Genomic DNA, 22,299 nt, shown 5'->3' on the forward strand with positions numbered 1-22,299 from the left:
GCTAACCATGTCTGTGCTCATATCACACCTTCCATCCGCAAAACCAAATCTTTGATAGTGTAATCGCCGCTCAACTCATCCATCACTTGCCCTTCAAACACAATCACGACACGATTGGCAAGCTGCGCGACCTCGTCTTCTTCATCTGATACAATAATTACGCCTAAGCCTTCTTTAGCCAGATTGCGTAGCAATGCATATAGCTGCTCTTTTGCACCTACATCCACACCTCGCGTCGGACTCATGGCGATGATGACTTCAGGGTTTCTGCACAAAGCTCTGGCGAACACCACTTTCTGCTGATTACCACCACTCAACTGACTTACTGGCTGCTCGAGCGAAGAAGCAACAACGTGTGTTTGCTGAGCCAGTTGTCCAACATGGGCAGCTTCTTTATTCCGATCGATGAACCCAAATCGATTGGATAAGATGTCCAGCCCCCCTACCACCACGTTCTCGCGGACACCCAGCAACCCTACGTAGCCGCTGAGATGTCTGTCCGTCGGAACCAGGCCGATTGTTGGCATTCCACCTCGAGGGGACAAAACCTTGCCACTCGCCGGAATCTGTTGGCCCGCCAGAATCATAGCAAGAGCTTCTTTGCCACCACCTACAGGGCCGGCAAGGGCTACGATCTCACCAGCCTTGACCTCAAAGTTAATATCGTGAGTGGCACGCTGATCTATCCGAATTTGCTTGGCTTCTAGTAAAGATGGCATATGCGACTTCACATGATCTTCACGGGTACTACGCACCGTCTTCTTGCCCATCATAAGATCAGCAATACTTTCAACATCCAGCCCAGCGACTGGCTCTCTCGCCCTAACTACCTGTCCGTCTCGAAGAATAGTTACGGTGTCGGCAATTTCGAATATTTCATCTAAATGATGCGAAATGTAAATAAAAGATACACCCTGCGACTTCAGTGCCCTCACATGCTCAAAAAGAATCCGTTTTTCTGCATTACTGAGTGCAGCTGTGGGCTCATCGAGGATCATCACTGGCACGCCACGACTGAGAGCCTTAATGATCTCCAGGAGCTGGCGCGTTCCGGCATCGAGCTCAGCCACAAGCGCATCTGCGCGAATATCAATATTCCAACTGCTGAGCAATTCCTTCGCAAGTTTGATAGTTCGTTCCTGGCTGACCAAGCCAAACCTTCCACGAACCACCGGATTTTCTAAAAACAGATTCTCAGCCACCGACAGCAAGTTAAAGAGCTGAGGAGTTTGTTGAACATGACCAATTGCCTTCCGTATACTAGCTGAGTAGCACTGGCCATTCGCGGTGACTTTAGTTTCAGCAACTTGGATCGTACCGGTGTCTGCCGGGGTAAAACCGCTCATTGTCGAGACAAGAGTACTTTTGCCGGCGCCATTTCGCCCCAGTAGTGCGTGAACCTCACCGCGCATGACGGTAAAATCGATACCTCGTAAAGCACGAGTTGAGCCGAAGGTCTTTGTAATGTTCCGCATTTCGACTATCGGACGCGAGGAATTATTAGTGCTCAGTTCCACGATATTAAGCCTCAGTAGCGGTTTACTTAGCGAGCATGTTGGCCCATAACGTCGGAGAGTCGACGTTATCAGAAGTAACCAGGGTAGCTTTTAGCTGATACTGAGGCCCTACAGGCGTCTCAACAACTTGACCATCCTCGCGGGGGCCTAGCTCGATTTTTCCACCTTTGGAGACCAATTCAATCAGCTCAGCGGTCTTCGTCGCATACGCATTCAAAGGCTGAGAAATGGTCGCATCTAGAGCTTTGTTTCTAATCAGTTGAAGCCCTTGTGGCGTTCCATCAATGGCAATGCGAATGATCGATTCTGGATCACCGACTGGGGCACCTCTTCCGGAAGCACTGACCTGGGCATTTACAGCCGTGGCCATCAGTTCAGAGGCCATAAAAATGCCATTAAGCGCTGGAACCTGAGTAATGACGTTCTGTGCGGCATCAGCTGCCATGTCGGCAGTCCAGTCAGTGGGGCGCTGGATCAACTTCACATCAGGCCCAAGTTCCCTTAATTTTTCCGAGAACCCCTTTGAACGATCAAGACCGTTCGGAGTAGTCAGCCCGCCCTGCAGCTCTAGGACGGCACAACTTTTCTTCTGCCAGCAGGAATTTTTCTGCAAGCGACTAACCATCTCTGTAGCAGCCTGCGAACCGGCGTCAACGTTATCAGCACGAATTGACGACGTCACCTTCCCACCCGACGGGACATCATCGATGGAAAAGACCATTACATTCTGAGTATTAGCCTGCCTCACAACAGGTACAATACCCGCTGCATCGATCGGAGCGAATACGATGGCATTCGCTCCATTCGCGATAAGGTTTTGGAGAGCATCTACCTGGGCCGCTACATCACCATTCGGATCAGGAGCACCCAACAGAGTGAAACCCTTGGCTTTAAACGCTTTTTTGGAAAGATCCAGCATCAGCGTTTGAAAGTCATCTTTCAGAAATTTTGGTGTGAATCCAACCCGTACCTCTTGAGCATCACCCGCTAAGACTGAACCTGCGGCCACAGAGACAAGCACGGCACTTGCGAGAGTCAAACAATTAAACTGTTTTTTATAACTGGCGATTTTCATATATCCCACTCTTTATTTTTATTAACGGAACAGCTATGGATTGGCATGCACCTATCCTTAGCACAAAAGCGCTTTGCTTTAGATGAAAACAGTTACCAACGGTGGTACATGGCTTAGCAGCCTGCACACTCGCGGCTTTGTGATGTTAGGCCTTGGTCTGTTAATTTAATGGGACGTGTACGTAGGTACCCGGCTTCATTCCCTGACCGGTAAGCAAGAGAAGCGCCAACCAATCAAATTTTCGAGCAAGCCTGATACCAGAGGATCGCCCCTGGAGGGTACCAAGATCGAGAGGACGGGATGATTCATCAGAAGATGATTTCGTCAGATTGATGCTGCCCATTTGCCTACTCCTTATTTTTATTTGAAGCTAGCCTAATTGAGTGACGTGGAACTTATACTCAAAGTGCTGCTATCGTTTCGGACAAAGTTGTGACTGAGAGGAGGTCGTTGCACTATCCCGACAGGTGGACAATGCAACTTCCCCTTGGACACTATTTTGGAGATTTAATCAGTCAACCTCATGTACCCGAACCAAACGGCGTTCGCGCATAGAGATGTAGGCAGCTTCGGCGAGGCGGAGCGCCTGACGACCGTCTTCAAAACTCGCAAGAGGCTTGGCGCCCTTCTCAACACAATCGACGAAGCCATCAATCTCTGCCATGAACGCCTCGTTGTAGCGCTCTAGGAAGAAGAACTGATACGGCTGGCCAGTCTCGACGGTAGTGCTGGTGTAACGACGCAGCTCGTGCGGCTTACGGTTGTCGGAGATGAGCATGCCTTTGTTACCCATCAACTCAACACGCTGGTCGTAGCCATAAACTGCTGCCCGCGAGTTATTGATGATGCACTGCTTACCCGAGTCGGTACGGAGGATGAACATAGCGGTGTCGACTTCGTTCAACTCGGCACCGAGTGCAGGGTCGATCAGTGCGTCCGCCAAGGCAAAAACTTCTGTCGGCTCCTCACCCAGCATGAAGCGCGCCAGGTCAAAATCGTGAATTGTCATATCACGGAACAGACCGCCGGCAGCCTCCAAGTAGGCTCGTGGTGGCAGCGCTGGATCGCGAGAAGTGATGATGACTTGATGCAGATCACCGATCTCACCGTTAAGCATCGCGTCACGAGCTGCGCTGTGGCCTGGATCGTATCGACGGTTGAAGCCGATTTGAATAGGGAGCTTGGTGTCACCGATCTTAGCCGCGCAAGCGTTGACACGCTCCAGACTCAGATCGATTGGCTTCTCACACAGGACTGCTTTACCAGCAGCAATCGCCTGCTCGATGTAGTCCGCGTGGGTGGGGGTCGCCGTCGCGATCAAAACAGCATCAACCTGATCAGAAGAGAAGATCTCCTCTGCAGTGGCAGCCGCTGGTACCCCTTGAGCAAGGGCTACCTTTTCAGCTGACGGGCGGTGCACGTCGTACACAGCGACGAGCTGAGCACGTGGGTGTTTAGCGACGTTGTCGGCATGCATTTGGCCGATACGGCCACAGCCCAAAACAGCAATGCGAAGCATAGGTACTCTCCTGCTGGGATGCATCTCTGCATCGTTTTTTTGTTCTTGGTTGCAGCGAAATATGTTGCATCCTTGGGCGGTTGTCAATATAAATTCCATGCCGACAAAAATCGCAATTTCCATTGCAAGAAGAGGGCTTTTTGATGAAACGGTTCGAAGGCAAAATCGCAGTAGTGACCGGTGGTACTCAGGGGCTTGGCGCCGCTGTCGCCATGAATTTGGCTAAGGAAGGTGCAGCAGGCATCGTGATCTGCGGCCGAGGCACTGAGAAAGGTGAAGCGGTTTCGCGCAAAATCCACGAAGCGACTGGCTGCCAGGTTCGCTTTGTACAGGCCGACCTCGGGAAGGTTGCTGACTGCCGTGCTGTAGTAGAAGCCGCAGATGACGAGTTCGGCCGCGTCGACATCCTGGTCAACGCTGCAGGACTGACTGATCGGGGCGACATCCTCACCACAGATGAGGAGCTATTCGATCGTATGTTTGCGATCAACACACGTGCACCATTCTTCCTGATGCAGGAGTCGATCCGCCGGATGATTCGCGATGGTGTGGAAGGCTCAATCATCAATATCGGTTCAACCTCCGCACTGGCCGGACAGCCCTTCATCTCCCCGTACTGCGCTTCCAAGGGAGCACTGGCGACTCTCACCCGGAACACTGCCTTTGCGGCAATGCGCAACAGAATCCGCGTCAACCAGCTGAACATTGGATGGATGGCATCCGACGGTGAAGATCGCATCCAGCGCGAATACCATGGCGCAGAAGAAAACTGGCTGGAAAAGGCTGCCGCCGCTCAACCGTTTGGTCGCCTCCTCGCTCCAGAAGAGGTTGCCAAAGCAGTAGCATTCCTGGCCTCGGACGAATCGGGCATGATGACCGGCTCTGTCATCAATTTCGACCAGTCGATCTGGGGTGCCTATCAGTTCTCCCCGCCCACCCCTGAGTCCAAACTGAGCCTTTAACTCTGTAGAAAGGTGCGACTCCTCCCATTGCTCCGGTTCATCATTTAACCGATATGAGTCCAAGAGGAGTTTCACCAGCCCATAGCCGCTGACAGGACTTTCCTCCAAGTCGTTAAGCTATGTCGTCCCAAGCTTTTGCTAATTCAAAGCTGAGCTCTGTGCATCCGGAGTTTTACCGAACTCAATGTTTTGATAACTGGCTTCTTGCAGTCGCCATTGAATGACCTGGCCTGCAATTTCAGTTGACTCCAATCTGTCGGTTCTTACCACACGGTTAAAAAAATGACGCATCGCATTGTTATTGTCGGCGGGGGCGCTGGCGGACTGGAACTTGCTACACGTTTGGGTAGGCGCCTGAAAGGTAGTTCCACAGCATCCGTAACTTTGGTTGACAGCAATCTTACCCACATTTGGAAACCGCTATTTCACGAGGTCGCGGCAGGGTCATTGAACACCGGGACTGATGAAGTTAACTATATAGCTCAGGCGAGGTGGAACGGATTCAGCTTCCAGCATGGAAAAATGATAGATCTCCAGCGCTCGGATAAAAATATTGTCTTACAAGACCCGTACTCCAGAGAGAGCCGTACCCTCGAATATGACACGCTTGTCATTTCCGTTGGTAGTCTCAGCAACGACTTTGGTACGAAAGGTGTCCAAGAACATTGCTTGTTTTTAGATAGCCGCTCACAGGCAGAACGCTTACATCGTGAATTGCTTATGCGCCACATGAAATCACATGTAGAGCACGCCCGTTCACCACTGAGGGTAGCCATCGTAGGAGCAGGCGCAACTGGAGTTGAGCTAAGTGCAGAGCTACATAACTCAATGCATTTGATACACGGTTATGGCCTGAAAAACTCCGAACCCGGAAACCTAGAAGTAACATTAATTGAAGCGGCCCCACGGGTTTTGCCTGCCCTAAACGAGAGGATATCGACGCTTGCCAAAAGAAATCTAGAAAAGCTTGGGGTTACCATAAAAACTGGGGTTGCGGTGAAAGAAGTGAATGACTCCTGCATGCTCCTGAGCGATGACACAAAAGTTATAGCTGACTTTAAAATATGGGCCGCCGGCATTAGAGCTCCTGACTTCCTAAAGAGCCTTCACGGACTAGAAGTCAATAGAATTAATCAGTTACTCGTGAAGCCCACTCTCCAGACGACTCTCGACGATGATATCTTCGCGTTCGGTGATTGCGCTTCATGTCCAATTGTTGGGCAGGATAAGATGTTCGTACCGCCTAGAGCGCAAGCTGCAAATCAACAAGCAAAGTTTCTCGTAAATAGCTTGACAAATGCAATACTGAAAAAGCCTCTTTCAAACTTTATATACCAAGACAAAGGCACTTTAATTTCGATATCAACATTTAATGCTGTTGGCGTCCTCGGCCAACAATGGTTCACTCATGGTCGGATCGCGAGATTACTGTACCTATCACTCTACCGCGCTCATCAGACAGTACTGTTCGGAATCGGCAGAACGTTGTTGAAGCTATCATCGGAATTTTTGCAACGAAAAATCAGGCCCAGGCTTAAAATGCACTGATTAATATTTTTATCAACATTATACCTTTACCCGAGGCCAGGGCTGTTTCGGTAGGCACCAAAACTTTACAACTGGCCAGGTAGGTGCTGTTCTGACGGAGTTCAGTGCCATGTGGCCATCACCCCCACACGGGTGGTGGCCATTTTTTACGCTTACGCGGCTTCGGTATTAGTCGCACCTTCCATACGTAGGTTGCCTCGCTAGGCTTCTCGATCATCCAATACCCGAGCGATTACCCCGCTCACCGCAGGCTTGTGTAGAAGCTCTGCATTCTTCAGCGATGCGAAGCTCTCTCCTGCTCCCTCGCCAGATCATTGCTGGAACACAGTCGTTAGGAGCATCAGCAACCGCACCGCCGCCTCTACCCCGTATGAGTCCTCTCTAGCTAAGCAGTCAGGCTATCAACGGCGACTTGATTTGAACAGGACGAGTCCATGTGGCCCCTCGGCCGCTAAATTAAATGGTCAAATATCTCTGTCAGCGCGCAGCAGGCGCAGCACGCAGCCGTGTGAAAGCCCGAAAGGCGGATCAGGGTTAGCGCCAGGCTCAGAATTACTAAAAATTATCCCTGATCAATAATTATTGGTTATCCATAATTTGAACTAAAACGGGATCGGCTTCGCGTTCAGCAATGCTTACCACCACCATCTCAGGTAGATTGTTTTACCAGACCGTAGGCGCCATTACCTAAAATCGCATCCCCTGCCTCATCAAACATTGCAGCGAGCCAGCGCACCCGCCTCATTTCCGCCGCCTGGGAGAAAAAGCAGCTTTCACAGAGATGAAGCTCATATTCTTCACCGCTGTGACATGACGCCCTGCCCCAGGCCGCATGCATCGTCCCGTATTGAATCTCACCTTCGCCATCTCGCGTAGACATACCGCAGACATCGCATACCACGTCGACAACTACATCGGGCTCACCTGCTTGTGCGACCTTCATTCTGAACCTCCGTTACCCTCTGCCATCATGAGTCGCACCTTCCGGTCTCAACCCATCCAGACTCCGCAACCTAATGCTCTGGTCGATCTGACCGATTCGGGTAGCCTGCCCCTGCCGGGGCAGTAACAGGCGATTGAGTGTACGCATGATAAAATCGCTCCAGGTTTAATCTGTGGAGCTTCTCGCTTGAGCACGCAACCTGCTATCGGTTACTACGATTCACTGATTCACGCTCCGTCTTTCTCCAGCGACCCAATCGGCAAACGCCAAGCTGAGCGATGGAAACGTCTGGTGGATGACATCCACAAATCCACAACAGAGCAAGACCTGCGCGAGGCCCGAGGGAAAGCGGAGGGTTACATCATCGGCCTAATGGAATGTGGTCATCTATCACCAGATGGCGAACGCGACTACGTGATTCTCAGCTCGATTCATCGCCGTCAGGATTTTTTGCGTACACTTCTCACGACGCTGAACTGATCCGTATATTCGACCCTTCAGGCGCCCGCAAAGGCGCCTGGCTCGCGCCCTAAAGATGCGTCAGGATCGTCAGAGGTTGCGATCAGTTTTCGAAGACTCTTCCGGCCCGCTCCGCGCTTGAATGAAGTCAGTACAAAATTCCCAGCCTTTGTAACGACTACCCAGAAGCGCTCTACTCTGATCAACGAGAAGACCGGCGGCGTCGTCAGCAAATATGCTCCTGTGCGCCTCTCAATGAGCCCTGGAACGATTTGGCCAACCACAACCCCGACTGCGCAATCGTTCGAAATATCTGCGTCGCTCAGATAGGCAGTAATCGGCATAGGGTACTGCTGACCCATCGCTTGTATGATGCGCGTGAGCTGAAGAATCGATGGCTCTTCACCTGGGTAACTGATGATCTCATCTGTCATGTGTTCTTGCGCTCCTGCGTCCAAATCAACAACCTCCCTGAGAGCCTGCGCCCCAGGAGGCGCTTAGATCTCAATGATTAGTTCCGGTGAAAAGCCCGTGTTTTCACCTGGATACCCCTTCGGGTTCGAAACGAGCCGACATCCCGAAACGACCGTGTCGACCGCGTGATGGGTATGACCGAAGATCCAGGCATCAGCCTGCGAAACTAAGTCATTCCACTGGTTGAAATACGCAGCACCGAGATGGCCCACGTGGCCATCACCCGCTACCTCTTGGATCGGGCAGTGATGAGTGATCACAACCGTTTTTCCGTCAAACCGATTAGCGAGCTCGGTGGCGAGAAAATCGCGAGCGGTAATGTTCCGAGCAATGAGGTCGACGGGGCGAAGCTTCCTGAAACCCTCCCCGCTCCGGATAACCCTGAAGTCATTCATCCACTCCCAACACTCGTACATTGCAGTTTTGTAATCGCCAGTTGAGGTGAAGTCTGTCCAAGCGGTGGTCACCAAAAATCGGGTATCACCAATGACCATGCATTCGTTTTCGAGGACATGCACATGATCCTCCGCTGCCTCCTTCATCTTGATGAGCGTACGATCCAGGTGCCCGCCCTTGTAATACTCGTGATTCCCAGGGACGTAGATCACCGGACAGTCAAATTTCGCGTTTGCCCACGTTACCCCTTTGCCACGCACTGAGATGTCTCCGGCAAGCACGACCAGGTCGACGTCCAGCTTAGGTGGGTCAAATTCCGAGAACTCATTGTGTAGATCCGAGTAGATCGCGATCTTCATACGGCGCTCCATAGGACTGCGTCGCTACTTCCGGGCCAGTCCGAAGGACGACCGGGCTAGAAAATCTGCAATGTTCAAGGACGAAATGACATCACCAATTCCAGTGATGCTTGCTTTCTGAATCCGTCGCCGACAAGCAGATAGATTGTGTTGCGAGTCTCGAACATCCATGGGCACTCATGCGAAACCGCATAGGTCGATCTCACCCAACTGCCAGGTACAAAACGCCCTCGACTGTCGTAGATGACCTCATGAGCGAGCACGACCATCGGTGGGATTCCACCCGGCAACGGCTCAACCTCATTCTCGGGAATTTCGACAATGATCCATCGCTTCACAAGGCAGAATGCTTTTTTAGGAAAGCGCTCCTGGGCAGCTTCGATCAGGTCGACCCTCTCTCCAGCCCACCCTTTGGCGACCTCCCCAGCGCCGTACAGAAACGACATCGCGTCTTCCATAGAGACGGACATCCTTCAGCTCCTCGCGCTCGAAAAAATTTGTCCCTCATGAGTGACAAATTCGTAGGTCGGGCTCGCCTCAGTCCCTTCTTTGATGCGGATCTCTGAAAGCAGCCGCATCGAGAACTCAGATTGCTTCGTCATCGCCGGCGGAGTGAGCAGCTGCACCCGATTGACGCTCAGAAAATCGACCGATTCGCCCTTGCACTGAGAGTCGACTGCTTCGACGCTTGAGACGATACGCATGGAAGGCCCAAGGCATCCGTCAACGAAGCCACTGACCCAAAGGCATTTGATAAGTCGAGACTTAAGCAACCTCATCGCCTACTGAGCTCTTCACTGCGGGAACCTCGCTCAAGTAGACCTCTCCTGAGTCAGTGACAAACTCAAATTTCGGTCTCTGCTTACAATCCGATATCAATCGAATCTCGGACAGCGGTTCAAGGACGAATGACGGCCTTTCAGTCAGCGCAGGTGGTGCCAGCAGGTGGATTTTGTTCACCTGCAGGAAATCCGAGCTCTCGCCGTTGCAGACACGCTGTACCAACGCTATGTCGCTGAAGAATCGAGCGATCGGGCCAATGCCATCTTCATCAAGACCTACACCTTCGATCAAGAAGCTGTACCGCGAACGATCGAGGCGGACACGGTTCCAGAAAAGCAGAGCATCGTCCCCACTTGGAAACGTCCCCTGAAGCTCACTTCGATTAGTCAAAAACACGTTTAGTCCTAATTTCCTATGGGCATACCACAGCAGTCGCCGCCCTTGTGGCGGGGCTCAACGAGCTAATCTCATTCAGCCAATTGATGTGAATCGTTCAGCCGCGAAAGTCGCTCTACAAGCCCAGTACCCTTGCGTTGAGCACAAAATGCCATGTAGTTGCACAAGGTACAATATACCCAATGGCGTGAAATCGATCAATGTGGCTTTATCCTTGCTTTTTGGGGGCCATCATGGTCACACGGAAGACGCTGGCAGCTGTCATTCGTGAAGCTCGCGCCATTGCAGGGACGTCCAGGGATCAGCTGGTCAGCAAGATCCACCCTAACCATCTGCATAACCTTGAGTACGCCAAGAGCGGCGCCACGCTCGAGAAGCTTGCTGAGCTGTGTGAAGCCCTAGGGACAGATCCACTTGCCCTTCTCGTCATTGCCTCCAGCCATGATTTATCAATCACCCCTCAGGCTCGTCTGACCTCCATCAGCAGCGAGATCGATCGACTGTCTGACCTTGGCCTGGTCAAGGGTCTGGCTAAGCACATTAAGAATGGCGAGCTCACAGTCGAGAGAAGCGGCAGAAGCATCCCCCCAGAAAAATTGAAAGCCGTCCTGCAATGCAAAGAAGAAGGAATGTCACAGAAAGAAGCCGCTGAGCTTGTCGGAGTTTCAACCGCAACAGTGAGTAGGATCTGGAGGAGAACCTGATCTCAATTGGCCACACGTGCCAACAGAATGTACCATGGCGTCTTTTTTTATAACTCTAGATATCCATGACTGACTCATCAAAAACAAAAAACTCGGCCTCAGAAGTGATTTGGTCGGGAACTGCACTGCACATAATTAAAGCTGCCGCTAAGATTATCCAGGAAGACGGAATCAGCAAAGCGACCATGCGAAATATCGCATCAAGCGCAGAGATACAACCGCCCCAGATATATAGCCACATCGGTGATCGAGACAAATTATTAGAAGCAGTTGCCATCTATCTCTGGACTGAGCATCACAGCACCACTATTTTAGGTGACGATCCAGTCACAGACTTCCACCATGCAATCGACAAATTTATCTACTTTGGATTAAGTCACTCGGAACTATATCTATATGTAAGTCGGCCTCGACAGGGAGCAGGATCGAGGTTATGGAGCCATCAATCAGACTTCTTGAGATTCCATCTTAACCGAATCGCCAAAGCGCGACGTTTACGTGGAAGCGTAAGTCAAGCAGTAGATTTTTTGCTGCCATTCTGCATTGGGACAACGATCACGTGCATGAATGCACTCAGCCAGCCAAGCGACTTGAGCTGGCTAGTAATGAAGGCGGTTCAACCACTCATTGTCCGGGATAAGGATCATCCAATCGAATCTCAAGAAAGCATGAAGGCGTCAGCGCTAGCCGCAGCCCTAGCGACCAGTATGAATGAAATGACGAATTTCACTTTAGGGGAGAAAATTCTGTTTAAGGAACTACTGACGCGCCTGGCCTCCTCTTGAGTTGCTACGACCATCGGCTTCACCCTTGGCGGGCGCACGGCTTATCGAAGCCTAACGCCCAGTCCACCCAGCATAAGAACAGCTCCGTTTCAGCTAACCCGTTACGCCATCTAAATGCCCGCCCCTCCCTCCACAGAGCCGTTATCAGACAGCGCTCAAGCCTGATTCGCGGAGTACGCGATAGCTATGACTGACCAAAGCGTGCAGCTGAGGCCGACCAAAAATGTGAGCCACGTCACAGTTTTCACTCCGCGAAAAATTTCCGAGTGTCCATTGACAAAACGAATAAAAAACAGATCAACAAGCAAAAGGCGACGTAGAAATAGCATTGGTCTCAAGCCGATAACTTGGTTACCAACTCATCGGGCGCGCAACATTGCCCATAACTGCTAGGGGCGACCCGCGGTCAGCCCATACTCTACAAATAACGATGTTATATATCATTATATAACACCGTTCAGAGACATCGACACACAATAAAAATCTTGCTCATAAACATGCAGCAAGGTGCAGTTGCACGCTTAAACACCTCATGTCAGCATTTTCTCAGCCCTCAACTTCGGAATTGAGAAATGCTTGTCGTAGAACATCCAAAACCTAACACTCCCCCTTCGCCACCGATAATCATACCAGCCCAGAAGAATGGTCGTTCTTACTACACAATTGTCTCTCATGACAAAATGACCGACGACCTCTTTAACGCATGGTCATATCAGCTTAGAAAGAAGAAATCAAAGAACACTAATAAAGTATACACTGAATACAACGGTGTATTTCTAGGCTATGTTCACCATATCGCATTCCAGCATGGGGAATTAACAGCTCCACTGCTATCAGAAGCTATTGAGCACTATGAAAGCTTTCTTGTTTTCGGCACAGAAAGCGACGTGCCAATGGTGCGCAGAGCTGCGCGTGCACTGGGTAATCGCAATTTAAGCGGCAGCTCTGTCGGGGTAGCGCTCGCGGCGCTGAATAGTTTTGTTGATGCAAGTGAGCGCTTTCGTCTTGGTATGATTGAGCTTGAACAACGCGGTTATATCGCTTCGAAATCCCTGTCAGGGTTTTCCCTAGCTCAGACAGTAAGGATCGAGTCGCCGCAAAAGGTACGCACAGCTATCAAAGAGAATAGCTGGCTTGCGGGATGCTTGGCAGGAGGCGCTCGTCGAATCAAGCGCAAAGGCCTATCTGCAATTTCGAAACCATCAGACCTGGCTCATACAGATATGTATGGAGGAGATGAGTTCGCATTCCCGATCGATAAATGTGCAGAGCTGATCCACAGCGCCACATGTAGCCGCGATCGAATGTTGTGGAGCTTACTTGCTGCCTGCGGCGCACGAGTTTCAGAGGCGCAGACAATGCTCAACATTGATATTAACCCCGGCCTAGAGGAACACCTAAGTCGAGTTAAAATTGTCGACCCAGATACGCGACGAAATACTTTGATCAAATATCTCTCAGAAGAAAACATTAATGGTCTTCCTCACAAGGGACGCGCTCATCCACAAACATTTCTGATTGAGCCTTTCGCTTCTATGTTTTGGATTGCACTTGAAGAATACAAAGCCGATCTTCGAAAGCAAAACTACATGGCACCCATTACCCATGATTTCCTTCTGAGAAACCAACAGACTGGCGCCCCCATGACGAACAGCTACCAAACTCTATATGAGCGATTTAGAGATGCAGCAAAGAAAGTGACAGGTAGGCAGTATGGTTTCCATAGCTTGCGCCATATGTACGGTTACTATCTGGTAAACCACTGCCCGAATCCGCTTCCGGGAAGCAATAGAAAGTACGGACTACCCCTGGAAACCGTTCAAAAACTCATGGGGCACGCACGCCTAAAAACGACTAGACGCTACGCTCGCCAGGACGCGCATCTACTCCAAGCAACTTTAGCCGCTGCAAACATGGCACGCCTCACTGGTGGGCCAAAAACAGTGATCGAAGCACGAATCGCTTTTCATGTTGAAGAAATTACTCGCTTGAAACAGCTTGCTTTGGAGGAAAAATGATTAATCCATCCAGCACTAATGCCTTGTGGTTGATTGATGACAATGAAGTTGGGCCTGCTTTTGATCTTGCGATGTCAGATGCCCGCCACCGCTTCTGGAAAATTTATGGAGTACCAAATGGGGGCCGACAAAAAGAACTACTTGAAAGTTTAAATAAATCCGGAATTCGACCATTCTCCAAACTAACGAGACCTCAAGTAGACGAGCTAGTATACTGCTGCTTCAAACACCACCCAGGCCGCGAGTCAATTATCGCCGATTTGCTTCCCACAGTTGCCCCTGAGCGAATTCAGCAGCTCAGTTCGGTTATGAAAATCGCTTTTATCCGCCTTTGGATCGAGCGAAAAGTTATTCTGCCGATAAAATGGCAGTGCCCTATACACTGCGATCGAATCCTAGACGACATGATCAAAGAGCAAATACCTCTAGGAAACTGCCCGCTGCTGGCAAAAATCCGAGGCATCAACCCGTATTCGAGCATCGGCTATACCGGCCCAATGTCGTTAAAGAACCGCGAACTCAGGTCGACTTTTTGGCTCCGCTTAGTTCTCGGTTCTAATCTCTACGAAGCAGACAACTTCACCGCCGAAAATGCCCGCGACCTGATACTTCGAAGTTTTGGTGCGCGCTCCGAACTAGGAAGGTTCTATACGGACGACTTCTCCTTATTTGTTGCTGATGCTGCTTCGAATGAGTGGTTACGCCCTGCAATTGACAAAGTTCTTTCCGAAAATCGTGAAGAACTTATGAAATCTAGAGCACTAAAGAAGACCCACTTTAAAGAAACAAAATCTGCTAAAGCCCATAGAGCAATGGTAGAGAAAACTCTCGAGTTCCTTGAGGGAAGTGATCATTCTGTAGCAAAACTCGCCCAAACCTTCGGTGAAGTCAGGCATGTAAGAAAAGCGTTTGGGATCTTAAAAGATGAAGAACTCCCGGGAGGGCTTACCTTGCTACCACAAAAAGTAGTCGATTTCTGCAAGATGATCACGTCAACTTTTAATGCTTTCATCCGGTCGCGACGCATCCAGCGGCCCGACAACTATAATATGGCACTGTCTTTCCTTATAGCCTATTGCGGCCCATACTTGTACAAATACTTTATGAATCGTGATGGCAATCTTAACGATTACCCAACAACATTCAATGACTTTACCTGCGCATTATACATTACTGCTGATCACGACCTTCTTAATGAGCTCAACGTACTTAAAAAGTGCCCGCCTGAAACGCTATTGAAATTTATAGCGGAGCTGATCGAACTGAACGATCTTTCAGCAGACACTCACTATCAACGTGTCTACCCGCTTGAGGACTTCATAGATTACATTATTTCACAGGCAGGGATTATCCCTCATTCGGATCAGGTTCGAAATAGTTTTTCCACTGATTGCTATCCAATGCTGCGAAAGCGTAGCGGAACGGTAAAAAAGACCGTTCCCCGGACTTATTTTGCTACGTTCCTAAGCATGCTTAACTCACTCGAGTATCTCACAATGCATTTGAATGAGATGGCCGATGGGAAAATGAACGGGCTAGTCCAAGGCGAACTAAAAATCCCTAACATCAACGAACTTATGTATAGCTCTGAATGGGCTGGGCTTTGGGGTATCAAAGGACAAAGTTGCCAGTGCGTTGATTTTTCAGCATTAAACTACACCCCCATATTTTATTATGACGGAAAACCACGCCGTTTTGAGTACATCCCGAAGTTCTATCGGATTTCGGACACACATATTGATGGCCTTGTTCAGCAACGTGTAGTAATGAATGACATTCGCATTACGCAGCTCATGTGCGAGACCGGCATACGACAAAAGCATCTCCTTTGGCTCGACCTAGATCGCTATAAGGCTCACGCGCATAATCTAGGACGACCACTTGACGCGCTACTAGTAAGTACCGACAAATCTCATGGTGAGTGGACGGCTATTGTATCTAAGAGGGTTATGGATCTATTAGAACGGCAATCTGGCTGGTACGAGCGTTGCACTTCGCCTGAGTACAAGGAGAAAATTTGGTACAGCTTCCAAAAAAATTCATCATTTGGAAAGCTCAGACCTTTATTCAGGCTGCATCTTAATCAGAATAGCTGGGCAAACTATGAAAGCTATCACCTTATTCTACTTTGCCTAGATTACTTCATAAAGACCGAAGTAGGCGACACTAGGCAATCAAGTCTTGTTTGGCTCAAGCCAGCAAGCCGCACAGATGAACCTAGCGATATCAAAGACTACTCTATCGAAGGCCTCAGCAAATTGACGTCAAACATTGTAACAAGTGATTGTACACCACATGGACTAAGAGCCGGCTTCGTCTCGGAAGCGATTAAATTTCTACCTCCGAGCCTTGTTGGCCAGTGGTTGACGGGGCAATCGGAACCGTTAGTCAACTATTACTCGATATTTGACCCTGATGATATCGGTATTTCTCATCAGCAAATGTTGTGCAATGCACTGATGAGCAATCAAGACAAACTTTCGACAGGCGACTTACCAGATCTTGCTGCAGCAATCTCAAGCATTAACCAGAAGATGCATGGAGACATTGTTCGAAACCCCGAGTTAGCGATCTCCAAGCACAAACTTATGAGCCTCTCAAACGGCAAAAATGAGAACGGCCTTGACCGCTTGATAGCCAAAGAAGTGAGTGAGCTAGCATTTAACCCAACACACATCTGCCCCTTCAACAACATTTGTCCTGTAGAGGTCTTTGCTCTGTTCGGGGAGAAAAATTGCTGCTCGGCTTGCCCTTACGCAATCAGAGGAGTAGCACATCTTCCTGCGATATCAGCCAAAAAGGATAAATACAAAGAGCTACTGTCTACCAGTCTAAACCTGATTGAAGAATACTTAACTCGTAAGCCGTCTGCGAGGATTCGAGAGGAGCTGGAGCAAATGGAGCTTGAAAATGATCGATTTGCTCGCGAAGCTTGTTTGCTAGAAACCATCGAACAAGAACTCATAACCATGCACGACCGGGGGCAAGAGCAAGAACTGGCTGTTAAAAACAGAGAAGAAATCCTTATTCATTACAACAGGCTCAATCTTACCGAAGAGGCGGGGCTGCTCAAGCGACTCATTGACGTTCAGAATTTCCCAGATGCAAGCAGTGAGGATCTTACAATGCGGCTTACTCACCTGCGCCATGCTCTGCTGATGAGGGACGGAGATGTCGCTACACTTTTGGGCGTTGGAGACAATAAGTCCGTTCCACTCCACACTAAGGTAGCTCTCCAGATCAGCACCATGATTAGTTCTGGAGCTATTGACGAGTTCGAGCTGTTCAGAGTCAGCGCTGACAGGGAAGAGGCTCTCAAACAACTCGTAGCTCGAGCCGCAACCGTCCCGAGGTTGACGCACATGGTCATGTGAGAGGTTTCTGATGAAAGGACAAACAAAAAAATTTCCATCAGCAAAACGTTCTACTTTTGAGAAGTATGTGGCGGAGAGATCCGCCCATATCGAATTAATCATTGAACAATCGCTACGCCTTGTGAACGCCAAAAATTTTAGCAATCTTACGGATTACTGCAAATCGCTAGCGGCAGTAGTCTCTGATATTCGCGCAGCCAAGGCAGGTGATCCAACGACGCCGTTTTTCAATAAAATAGTGAAACCGCTTAGCTATGTAACACTACTGCGAAATGAGAGTTATCGTCGAATTGTACAGGGGATGTACGATCACAGCAGGGAGGTTCTGGAACAGCCCGAGGCATTATCCGAGGATGCCTTGATTAGGATCGCCAGCCTTCAAGGTCAAGTTAACTTATTGAAGGACAGGCTCAGCGGCATAAAAACTGATTCCGGCTCGAATGCCTTGGCAGATGCTGAAGCTCAAGCAACCATAGCGAAGCTATCGGAATATCTAATCGATACACTTCGAGTTTATACAGAAATGCGGAAAGTATTTGATAAAGCTTTAAAGTTATACAGCGAGCCTACGACCAGCCACCCAATTATTGGTCTTTACGGCCCATACGGACTGATTGCTGAAGCGGAAGCATTACAGAGAATCGAGGAAGGAAGAAAGTTTTTAGAAAAACTTGCCCGCTCCTTAAGCCCGGCGGGTGGTTAATGATGTACCTATAACGTGCAGACGAGCGACGAGCGCTTCTGGCCCCCTTCTCTCAAAAACCTTTCTGATGGCATTGTGGCGAAAATTCCATTCTGGCAGCACCTCAGGGAGGTGAGAGCTTCGTGTCTTTGCGCATCAGCACGCAGCACACAGATTCGCTCGTGTCTAAACACTTCATGGAGGTCATGAACCAGCTGAAGATTACGGTAGGCGAGGCCCACATATTCTGCAGCTTAATATTTTCCAGGAACGTCACTTCTCGAAGAAGGGGTGAACTTACTTTCCGATCAGCAAACAAGATCTGAATCCAATCATATAGCCTTGAGACCAGAGAGCTCCTGCACGCTATCATAGCTGCATGACACCCGTCTCAAGAACTCCACGCACGGGTGGCCGAGGACGCCCGCGCCTGAGTGACCGACTAATGCTTGATGGCATGCTCTGGATGCTCTGATCGAGCGCTGCGTGGCGAGATATGCCGGAGCGCTTCGGCGCGTGGTCAACGGTGTATCAAAGGGTTCAGGGCTGGCGAAATCAGGGGACGTTCGATCAGATACTCAAACGCCTGCACCTGAGATCGAATGAGCAAGGCTTGATTGACCTGCACACCTGAATGATCGACTCAACCACAGTACGCGCAACCCGAAACTCTTCTGGCGCCGAAGAAAAAGGGGCCTGACGAGCCTGCCGATCACGCTCCAGGTCGCAGTCGCGGCGGCCTGACAACCAAAATCCACATACTCTGCGACGCCAACGGGATACCGTTGCGCTTCCTTCTCTCTGGCGGTCAAGCCAGTGACATCAGCTACGCCCAGCCACTGCTGGATGAAGTCAGCATTCCAACAAGCCAACGTAGCCGCCTGCGTAATCGCTGTAAATGACTGCTTGCCGACAACGGCTACGACGCGGAAGCGCTACACCGCTACTGCAATCACTATCGAATGCAGCCCGTCATCCCGAAGCGCAAACCCAAACCTGGCTTACCCAGACTTTTTGATCGACCCGAGTACCGGCAGCGCAACATCATAGAACGGATGTTTAGCTGGCTGAAAGAGAACCTCCGGATCGTAAAGCGCTTCGAAAAGGTCGCTAAAAGCTACGCCGCAATGGTCACACGGGCTTGTTCCAAGCGGTGTTTGCGGCATCTCTTTTCGTACAGAGCCTATGCAACCACGAGCTAGGATCTATAAAACTCAAGCTCGCTCAGCTTTGAGAGTCCCGAAGGGAAGCAGAGACTTTGATGGCCAAATGCACCCTAAAAGCAGCTCCAAAGCATGCAGTTGGGTCATTACGAGCCCGCTAGTATGCAATGGAGTGCAGTAGCATGCGTTAGGCTAACTGCACGCTTTAAGAAGCGCTTGTGATCGCACCTCTTAGGGTCGAAATTCGAGCACAAAAAAGGGCTCTAGATTTCTCTGAGCCCTTTATTTACTGCAATTTGGCGGGGAACCAGGGATTCGAACCCTGGGAACGCTCTCACGTTCGCCGGTTTTCAAGACCGGTGCATTCAACCACTCTGCCAATTCCCCGGATGCATCTGGAACACTGACTGAAGCATGCAGCTGGGATTGGCCTTAGATAAGAACTCTAGGATAGTTGCCCATCGACGGTTTTCAAGACCGTTGCCTTAAACCACTCGGCCACGCTTCCAGCTTGTTTTGCGGCCGCCATCATACCGTAATGAAACACGCTGTCAAACTCTCTGTGTCGCGGGTTGCAGTGGCTCTGATAGACTCCTAGCATCTGAACGTTCGAAACCACAGGTTTACCCAAGGAGTGTCGCCATGCGCGAACAGGATTACGCCGTACACCACGGCCAGCAGGTCGAGCAGCAGGAGATCAGCAAGGTCCTGCGCAACACGTACAGCCTGCTGGCACTCACCCTCGCCTTCAGCGGTGTCATGGCCTTCGTTGCCCAGCAGATGCGTGTTGGCTACCCGAACGTGTTCGTGGTGCTGATCGGCTTCTACGGGCTGTTCTTCCTTACCAACAAACTGCGTGATTCGGCCTGGGGCCTGGTGTCTACCTTTGCCCTCACCGGCTTCATGGGCTTCATCCTCGGCCCGATCCTCAACCGTTACCTGGGCATGGCCGGTGGCGCTGAAGTGGTCAGCTCGGCGTTTGCCATGACTGCACTGGTGTTTGGCGGCCTGTCGGCTTACGTGCTGATTACCCGCAAGGACATGAGCTTCCTCAGTGGCTTCATCACTGCTGGCTTCTTCGTTCTGCTGGGTGCGGTAGTGGCCAGCTTCTTCTTCCAGATCAGCGGCCTGCAACTGGCGATCAGCGCTGGCTTCGTGCTGTTCTCGTCGGTTTGCATCCTGTTCCAGACCAGCGCGATCATTCATGGTGGTGAGCGTAACTACATCATGGCTACCATCAGCTTGTATGTGTCGATCTACAACCTGTTTGTCAGCCTGCTGCAGCTGTTTGGCATCATGGGTCGTGATGACTGATTGATTGGTGTTTGAGAAAGCCCGCTTCGGCGGGCTTTTCTTTGCGTGTTGGAAATGTGGTGGGGGTGGCGGGGTGTTCGCCTTGAGGGGGCAGCGCCTGTGAGACCGAGCGCCGCGCGGGCGGCGCTCGATTTCTGCCCCACCTCAAAACCCCAGCCAGGCACCTGTCAGCCCCCATCCCCTGACAACCTCCCCCAAACACTGACTTAAAAGTCAAAAAACCAGGCAAATGGTCGCCGATCATGCCGCTATCGTGCTTTTCTCTACCCCAATCCGCCATCACCCCGTAGAATGCGCTCCTTTTTTCTTCCGGGGCGGCTTTCTGCAATGAGCTCACACGAACACAGCCCAGGCGCGGCGGCGCCTGCCAATGAACTGGTGCTTGGCCTTGAGGACAAGCCACGGCTGTTGATCGGCCTGTTGGCTGCCCTGCAGCACCTGCTGGCGATCATCGTGCCGATCGTTACACCAGGCTTGCTGATCTGCCAGGCGCTGGGCGTTTCGGCGCGGGATACCAACCTGATCGTGTCCATGTCGCTGGTGATCTCGGGTATTGCCACCTTCGTGCAGTGCAAGCGCTTCGGGCCGTTTGGCGCCGGGCTGCTGATCGTGCAGGGCACCAGCTTCAACTTCGTCGGCCCGCTGATTGCCGGCGGTGCGCTGATGGTCAAGCAAGGCACGCCGGTTGAAGGTGTAATGGCGGCCATCTTTGGTGTGGTGATTGCCGGCTCGTTCGTCGAGATGGGCGTTTCGCGTATCCTGCCCTTCGTCAAACGCCTGATCACCCCGCTGGTGACCGGCATCGTCGTGCTGATGATCGGCCTGACCCTGATCAAGGTCGGCCTGATCAGCATGGGCGGCGGCTTTGGCGCCATGGCCAATGGCACCTTCGCCAATGGCGAGAACCTGCTGCTGTCGGGCGTGGTGCTGGCGATTATCGTCATCCTTAACCGCATTCCGGTGGTCTGGATGCGCAGCTGCGCCATCGTTATCGCCCTGGCGGTCGGCTATGCACTGGCTGGCTACATGGGCCGCCTGGACTTCACCGGCATGCATGAGGCCGCGCTGTTCCAGGTGCCGACGCCGCTGCACTTTGGCCTGGGCTTCTCGTGGGCGCTGTTCATTCCTATGCTGGTGATCTACCTGGTGACTTCGCTGGAAGCCATTGGTGACGTTACCGCCACCAGCAAGGTGTCGCGCCAGCCGGTCGAAGGGCCTGTGTGGATGCAGCGGATCAAGGGCGGTGTGCTGGTCAACGGCGCCAACTCGCTGCTGGCGGGTTTGTTCAACACCTTTCCTAGTTCGATCTTTGCCCAGAACAACGGGGTGATTCAGCTGACCGGTATCGCCAGCCGCCATATCGGCATGTGGATTGCCGTGATGCTGGTGCTGCTGGGCCTGTTCCCGAGTGTTGCCGGTGTGATTCAGGCAGTACCGGAACCAGTGCTGGGTGGTGCGGCCATGGTCATGTTCGGCGCGGTTGCGGCTTCGGGGATCAATATCCTGGCCAGTACTCGGCTGGATCGTCGTGCTTTGCTGATTATCTCTGTTTCCCTGGCCTTGGGCCTGGGTGTGGCGCAGGTGCCGGAGTTCCTGGCGCATATGCCGGCGGCGATTCGCAATGTGCTGGAGTCGGGGGTGGCTACCGGGGGGATTTGTGCGCTGGTGCTGAACTGGTTCTTGCCGGAGAGCAAGGGACAGGCTTGAGGGCGTGAGCCTCAGGTCTTGCGCTAACCCTGTGGGAGCGGCCTTGTGTCGCGAAAGGGCTGCAAAGCAGCCCCGGGGTTTCAGCGCAAATGCACAAATTGCTGGGGCTGCTTCGCAGCCC

The 22,299-nt window shown here is 51.2% G+C and carries 19 protein-coding genes, 1 tRNA gene and 1 pseudogene; 12 read left to right on the forward strand and 9 right to left on the reverse strand.

All coding sequences use genetic code 11. From position 1 onward, the window contains the following. Positions 1 to 17: 17 nt before the first annotated feature. The 3 genes from ABE456_RS04540 to iolG form a co-directional block, all read right to left on the reverse strand. Complete coding sequence (locus ABE456_RS04540; RefSeq protein WP_152906073.1) at positions 18 to 1,517, reverse strand: sugar ABC transporter ATP-binding protein; 1,500 nt, start codon at positions 1,515 to 1,517, stop codon at positions 18 to 20. A 22-nt stretch (positions 1,518 to 1,539) separates the two neighbouring features. After that, on the reverse strand, positions 1,540 to 2,592 hold the full coding sequence (locus ABE456_RS04545) for a sugar ABC transporter substrate-binding protein (RefSeq protein ID WP_049276798.1): 1,053 nt from the start codon (positions 2,590 to 2,592) through the stop codon (positions 1,540 to 1,542). A gap of 511 nt (positions 2,593 to 3,103) precedes the next feature. Next, positions 3,104 to 4,111: an inositol 2-dehydrogenase gene (iolG, locus tag ABE456_RS04550; protein ID WP_049276797.1), complete on the reverse strand. Its 1,008-nt coding sequence runs from the start codon at positions 4,109 to 4,111 to the stop codon at positions 3,104 to 3,106. Positions 4,112 to 4,254: 143 nt separating this feature from the next. Between iolG and ABE456_RS04555 the strand changes: the two genes are divergently transcribed. Both ABE456_RS04555 and ABE456_RS04560 read left to right on the forward strand, forming a co-directional pair. Beyond that, the gene (locus ABE456_RS04555; protein WP_049276796.1) at positions 4,255 to 5,073 is read left to right on the forward strand and encodes an SDR family oxidoreductase; all 819 of its coding nucleotides are present in this window, start codon (positions 4,255 to 4,257) and stop codon (positions 5,071 to 5,073) included. Between the two features lie 282 nt (positions 5,074 to 5,355). After that, entirely contained in the window at positions 5,356 to 6,621 is a 1,266-nt protein-coding gene (locus ABE456_RS04560) for an NAD(P)/FAD-dependent oxidoreductase (RefSeq protein WP_049276795.1), read from the forward strand. Positions 6,622 to 7,270: 649 nt separating this feature from the next. On the opposite strand, the gene ABE456_RS04565 is transcribed toward ABE456_RS04560, so the two are convergent. Continuing rightward, on the reverse strand, positions 7,271 to 7,564 hold the full coding sequence (locus ABE456_RS04565) for a hypothetical protein (protein WP_346642899.1): 294 nt from the start codon (positions 7,562 to 7,564) through the stop codon (positions 7,271 to 7,273). Positions 7,565 to 7,750: 186 nt separating this feature from the next. On the opposite strand from ABE456_RS04565, the gene ABE456_RS04570 reads away from it, so the two are divergent. Next, on the forward strand, positions 7,751 to 8,044 hold the full coding sequence (locus ABE456_RS04570) for a hypothetical protein (RefSeq protein WP_049276023.1): 294 nt from the start codon (positions 7,751 to 7,753) through the stop codon (positions 8,042 to 8,044). A 17-nt stretch (positions 8,045 to 8,061) separates the two neighbouring features. On the opposite strand, the gene ABE456_RS04575 is transcribed toward ABE456_RS04570, so the two are convergent. The 4 genes from ABE456_RS04575 to ABE456_RS04590 form a co-directional block, all read right to left on the reverse strand. Next, positions 8,062 to 8,457, reverse strand: coding sequence for a hypothetical protein (locus tag ABE456_RS04575; protein WP_049276021.1), 396 nt, complete (start codon positions 8,455 to 8,457; stop codon positions 8,062 to 8,064). 63 nt (positions 8,458 to 8,520) lie between these two features. Beyond that, positions 8,521 to 9,252, reverse strand: a complete 732-nt coding sequence (locus tag ABE456_RS04580; RefSeq protein WP_049276020.1) for a metallophosphoesterase — start codon at positions 9,250 to 9,252, stop codon at positions 8,521 to 8,523. A gap of 74 nt (positions 9,253 to 9,326) precedes the next feature. Continuing rightward, on the reverse strand, positions 9,327 to 9,722 hold the full coding sequence (locus tag ABE456_RS04585) for a hypothetical protein (RefSeq protein WP_346642900.1): 396 nt from the start codon (positions 9,720 to 9,722) through the stop codon (positions 9,327 to 9,329). A gap of 3 nt (positions 9,723 to 9,725) precedes the next feature. Then, a complete protein-coding gene (locus ABE456_RS04590) occupies positions 9,726 to 9,956 on the reverse strand; it encodes a hypothetical protein (RefSeq protein WP_346642901.1) in 231 nt (76 codons plus the stop codon). 241 nt (positions 9,957 to 10,197) lie between these two features. Here ABE456_RS04590 and ABE456_RS04595 point away from each other — a divergent pair, with 241 nt between their 5' ends. From ABE456_RS04595 to ABE456_RS04625, 7 genes and pseudogenes are all read left to right on the forward strand, one after another. Further along, a complete protein-coding gene (locus ABE456_RS04595; RefSeq protein WP_346642902.1) occupies positions 10,198 to 10,437 on the forward strand; it encodes a hypothetical protein in 240 nt (79 codons plus the stop codon). 227 nt (positions 10,438 to 10,664) lie between these two features. Next, positions 10,665 to 11,135 (forward strand): helix-turn-helix domain-containing protein, encoded by a 471-nt coding sequence (locus tag ABE456_RS04600; protein ID WP_346642903.1) that lies wholly within the window; start codon positions 10,665 to 10,667, stop codon positions 11,133 to 11,135. A 65-nt stretch (positions 11,136 to 11,200) separates the two neighbouring features. Then, positions 11,201 to 11,920, forward strand: coding sequence for a TetR/AcrR family transcriptional regulator (locus ABE456_RS04605; RefSeq protein WP_346642904.1), 720 nt, complete (start codon positions 11,201 to 11,203; stop codon positions 11,918 to 11,920). A 572-nt stretch (positions 11,921 to 12,492) separates the two neighbouring features. Beyond that, positions 12,493 to 13,938, forward strand: a complete 1,446-nt coding sequence (locus ABE456_RS04610; protein WP_346642905.1) for a site-specific integrase — start codon at positions 12,493 to 12,495, stop codon at positions 13,936 to 13,938. Further along, on the forward strand, positions 13,935 to 17,312 hold the full coding sequence (locus tag ABE456_RS04615) for a hypothetical protein (protein ID WP_346642906.1): 3,378 nt from the start codon (positions 13,935 to 13,937) through the stop codon (positions 17,310 to 17,312). Before ABE456_RS04610 ends, ABE456_RS04615 begins: the two co-directional genes overlap by 4 nt. 10 nt (positions 17,313 to 17,322) lie before the next feature. Further along, a complete protein-coding gene (locus tag ABE456_RS04620; protein ID WP_346642907.1) occupies positions 17,323 to 18,015 on the forward strand; it encodes a hypothetical protein in 693 nt (230 codons plus the stop codon). Positions 18,016 to 18,412: 397 nt separating this feature from the next. Then, positions 18,413 to 19,196 (forward strand): annotated as a pseudogene (locus ABE456_RS04625) (IS5 family transposase); the annotation flags it as partial. Positions 19,197 to 19,454: 258 nt separating this feature from the next. Here the strand turns inward: ABE456_RS04625 and ABE456_RS04630 are convergent. Beyond that, positions 19,455 to 19,544: transfer RNA gene (locus tag ABE456_RS04630), tRNA-Ser, on the reverse strand. A gap of 255 nt (positions 19,545 to 19,799) precedes the next feature. Between ABE456_RS04630 and ABE456_RS04635 the strand changes: the two genes are divergently transcribed. Together ABE456_RS04635 and ABE456_RS04640 are read left to right on the forward strand one after the other, a co-directional pair. Then, positions 19,800 to 20,471: a Bax inhibitor-1/YccA family protein gene (locus tag ABE456_RS04635; protein WP_003251184.1), complete on the forward strand. Its 672-nt coding sequence runs from the start codon at positions 19,800 to 19,802 to the stop codon at positions 20,469 to 20,471. Positions 20,472 to 20,798: 327 nt separating this feature from the next. Continuing rightward, positions 20,799 to 22,178 carry a uracil-xanthine permease family protein gene (locus tag ABE456_RS04640; RefSeq protein WP_346642908.1) on the forward strand — a complete coding sequence of 460 codons (1,380 nt, stop codon included), beginning with the start codon at positions 20,799 to 20,801 and terminating at the stop codon, positions 22,176 to 22,178. Positions 22,179 to 22,299 lie beyond the last annotated feature (121 nt).

The organism is Pseudomonas sp. TWI929, from assembly GCF_039673335.1.
Lineage (GTDB): Bacteria > Pseudomonadota > Gammaproteobacteria > Pseudomonadales > Pseudomonadaceae > Aquipseudomonas.

What these genes read in the sequence shown, in the direction of transcription:
- ABE456_RS04545 (WP_049276798.1), bottom strand. Translation starts at nt 2,592, where the DNA reads ATGAAAATCGCCAGTTATAAAAAACAGTTTAATTGTTTGACTCTCGCA.
- iolG (WP_049276797.1), bottom strand. Translation starts at nt 4,111, where the DNA reads ATGCTTCGCATTGCTGTTTTGGGCTGTGGCCGTATCGGCCAAATGCAT.
- ABE456_RS04555 (WP_049276796.1), top strand. Translation starts at nt 4,255, where the DNA reads ATGAAACGGTTCGAAGGCAAAATCGCAGTAGTGACCGGTGGTACTCAG.
- ABE456_RS04560 (WP_049276795.1), top strand. Translation starts at nt 5,356, where the DNA reads ATGACGCATCGCATTGTTATTGTCGGCGGGGGCGCTGGCGGACTGGAA.
- ABE456_RS04565 (WP_346642899.1), bottom strand. Translation starts at nt 7,564, where the DNA reads ATGAAGGTCGCACAAGCAGGTGAGCCCGATGTAGTTGTCGACGTGGTA.
- ABE456_RS04575 (WP_049276021.1), bottom strand. Translation starts at nt 8,457, where the DNA reads ATGACAGATGAGATCATCAGTTACCCAGGTGAAGAGCCATCGATTCTT.
- ABE456_RS04580 (WP_049276020.1), bottom strand. Translation starts at nt 9,252, where the DNA reads ATGAAGATCGCGATCTACTCGGATCTACACAATGAGTTCTCGGAATTT.
- ABE456_RS04585 (WP_346642900.1), bottom strand. Translation starts at nt 9,722, where the DNA reads ATGTCCGTCTCTATGGAAGACGCGATGTCGTTTCTGTACGGCGCTGGG.
- ABE456_RS04590 (WP_346642901.1), bottom strand. Translation starts at nt 9,956, where the DNA reads ATGCGTATCGTCTCAAGCGTCGAAGCAGTCGACTCTCAGTGCAAGGGC.
- ABE456_RS04600 (WP_346642903.1), top strand. Translation starts at nt 10,665, where the DNA reads ATGGTCACACGGAAGACGCTGGCAGCTGTCATTCGTGAAGCTCGCGCC.
- ABE456_RS04605 (WP_346642904.1), top strand. Translation starts at nt 11,201, where the DNA reads ATGACTGACTCATCAAAAACAAAAAACTCGGCCTCAGAAGTGATTTGG.
- ABE456_RS04610 (WP_346642905.1), top strand. Translation starts at nt 12,493, where the DNA reads ATGCTTGTCGTAGAACATCCAAAACCTAACACTCCCCCTTCGCCACCG.
- ABE456_RS04615 (WP_346642906.1), top strand. Translation starts at nt 13,935, where the DNA reads ATGATTAATCCATCCAGCACTAATGCCTTGTGGTTGATTGATGACAAT.
- ABE456_RS04620 (WP_346642907.1), top strand. Translation starts at nt 17,323, where the DNA reads ATGAAAGGACAAACAAAAAAATTTCCATCAGCAAAACGTTCTACTTTT.
- ABE456_RS04635 (WP_003251184.1), top strand. Translation starts at nt 19,800, where the DNA reads ATGCGCGAACAGGATTACGCCGTACACCACGGCCAGCAGGTCGAGCAG.
- ABE456_RS04640 (WP_346642908.1), top strand. Translation starts at nt 20,799, where the DNA reads ATGAGCTCACACGAACACAGCCCAGGCGCGGCGGCGCCTGCCAATGAA.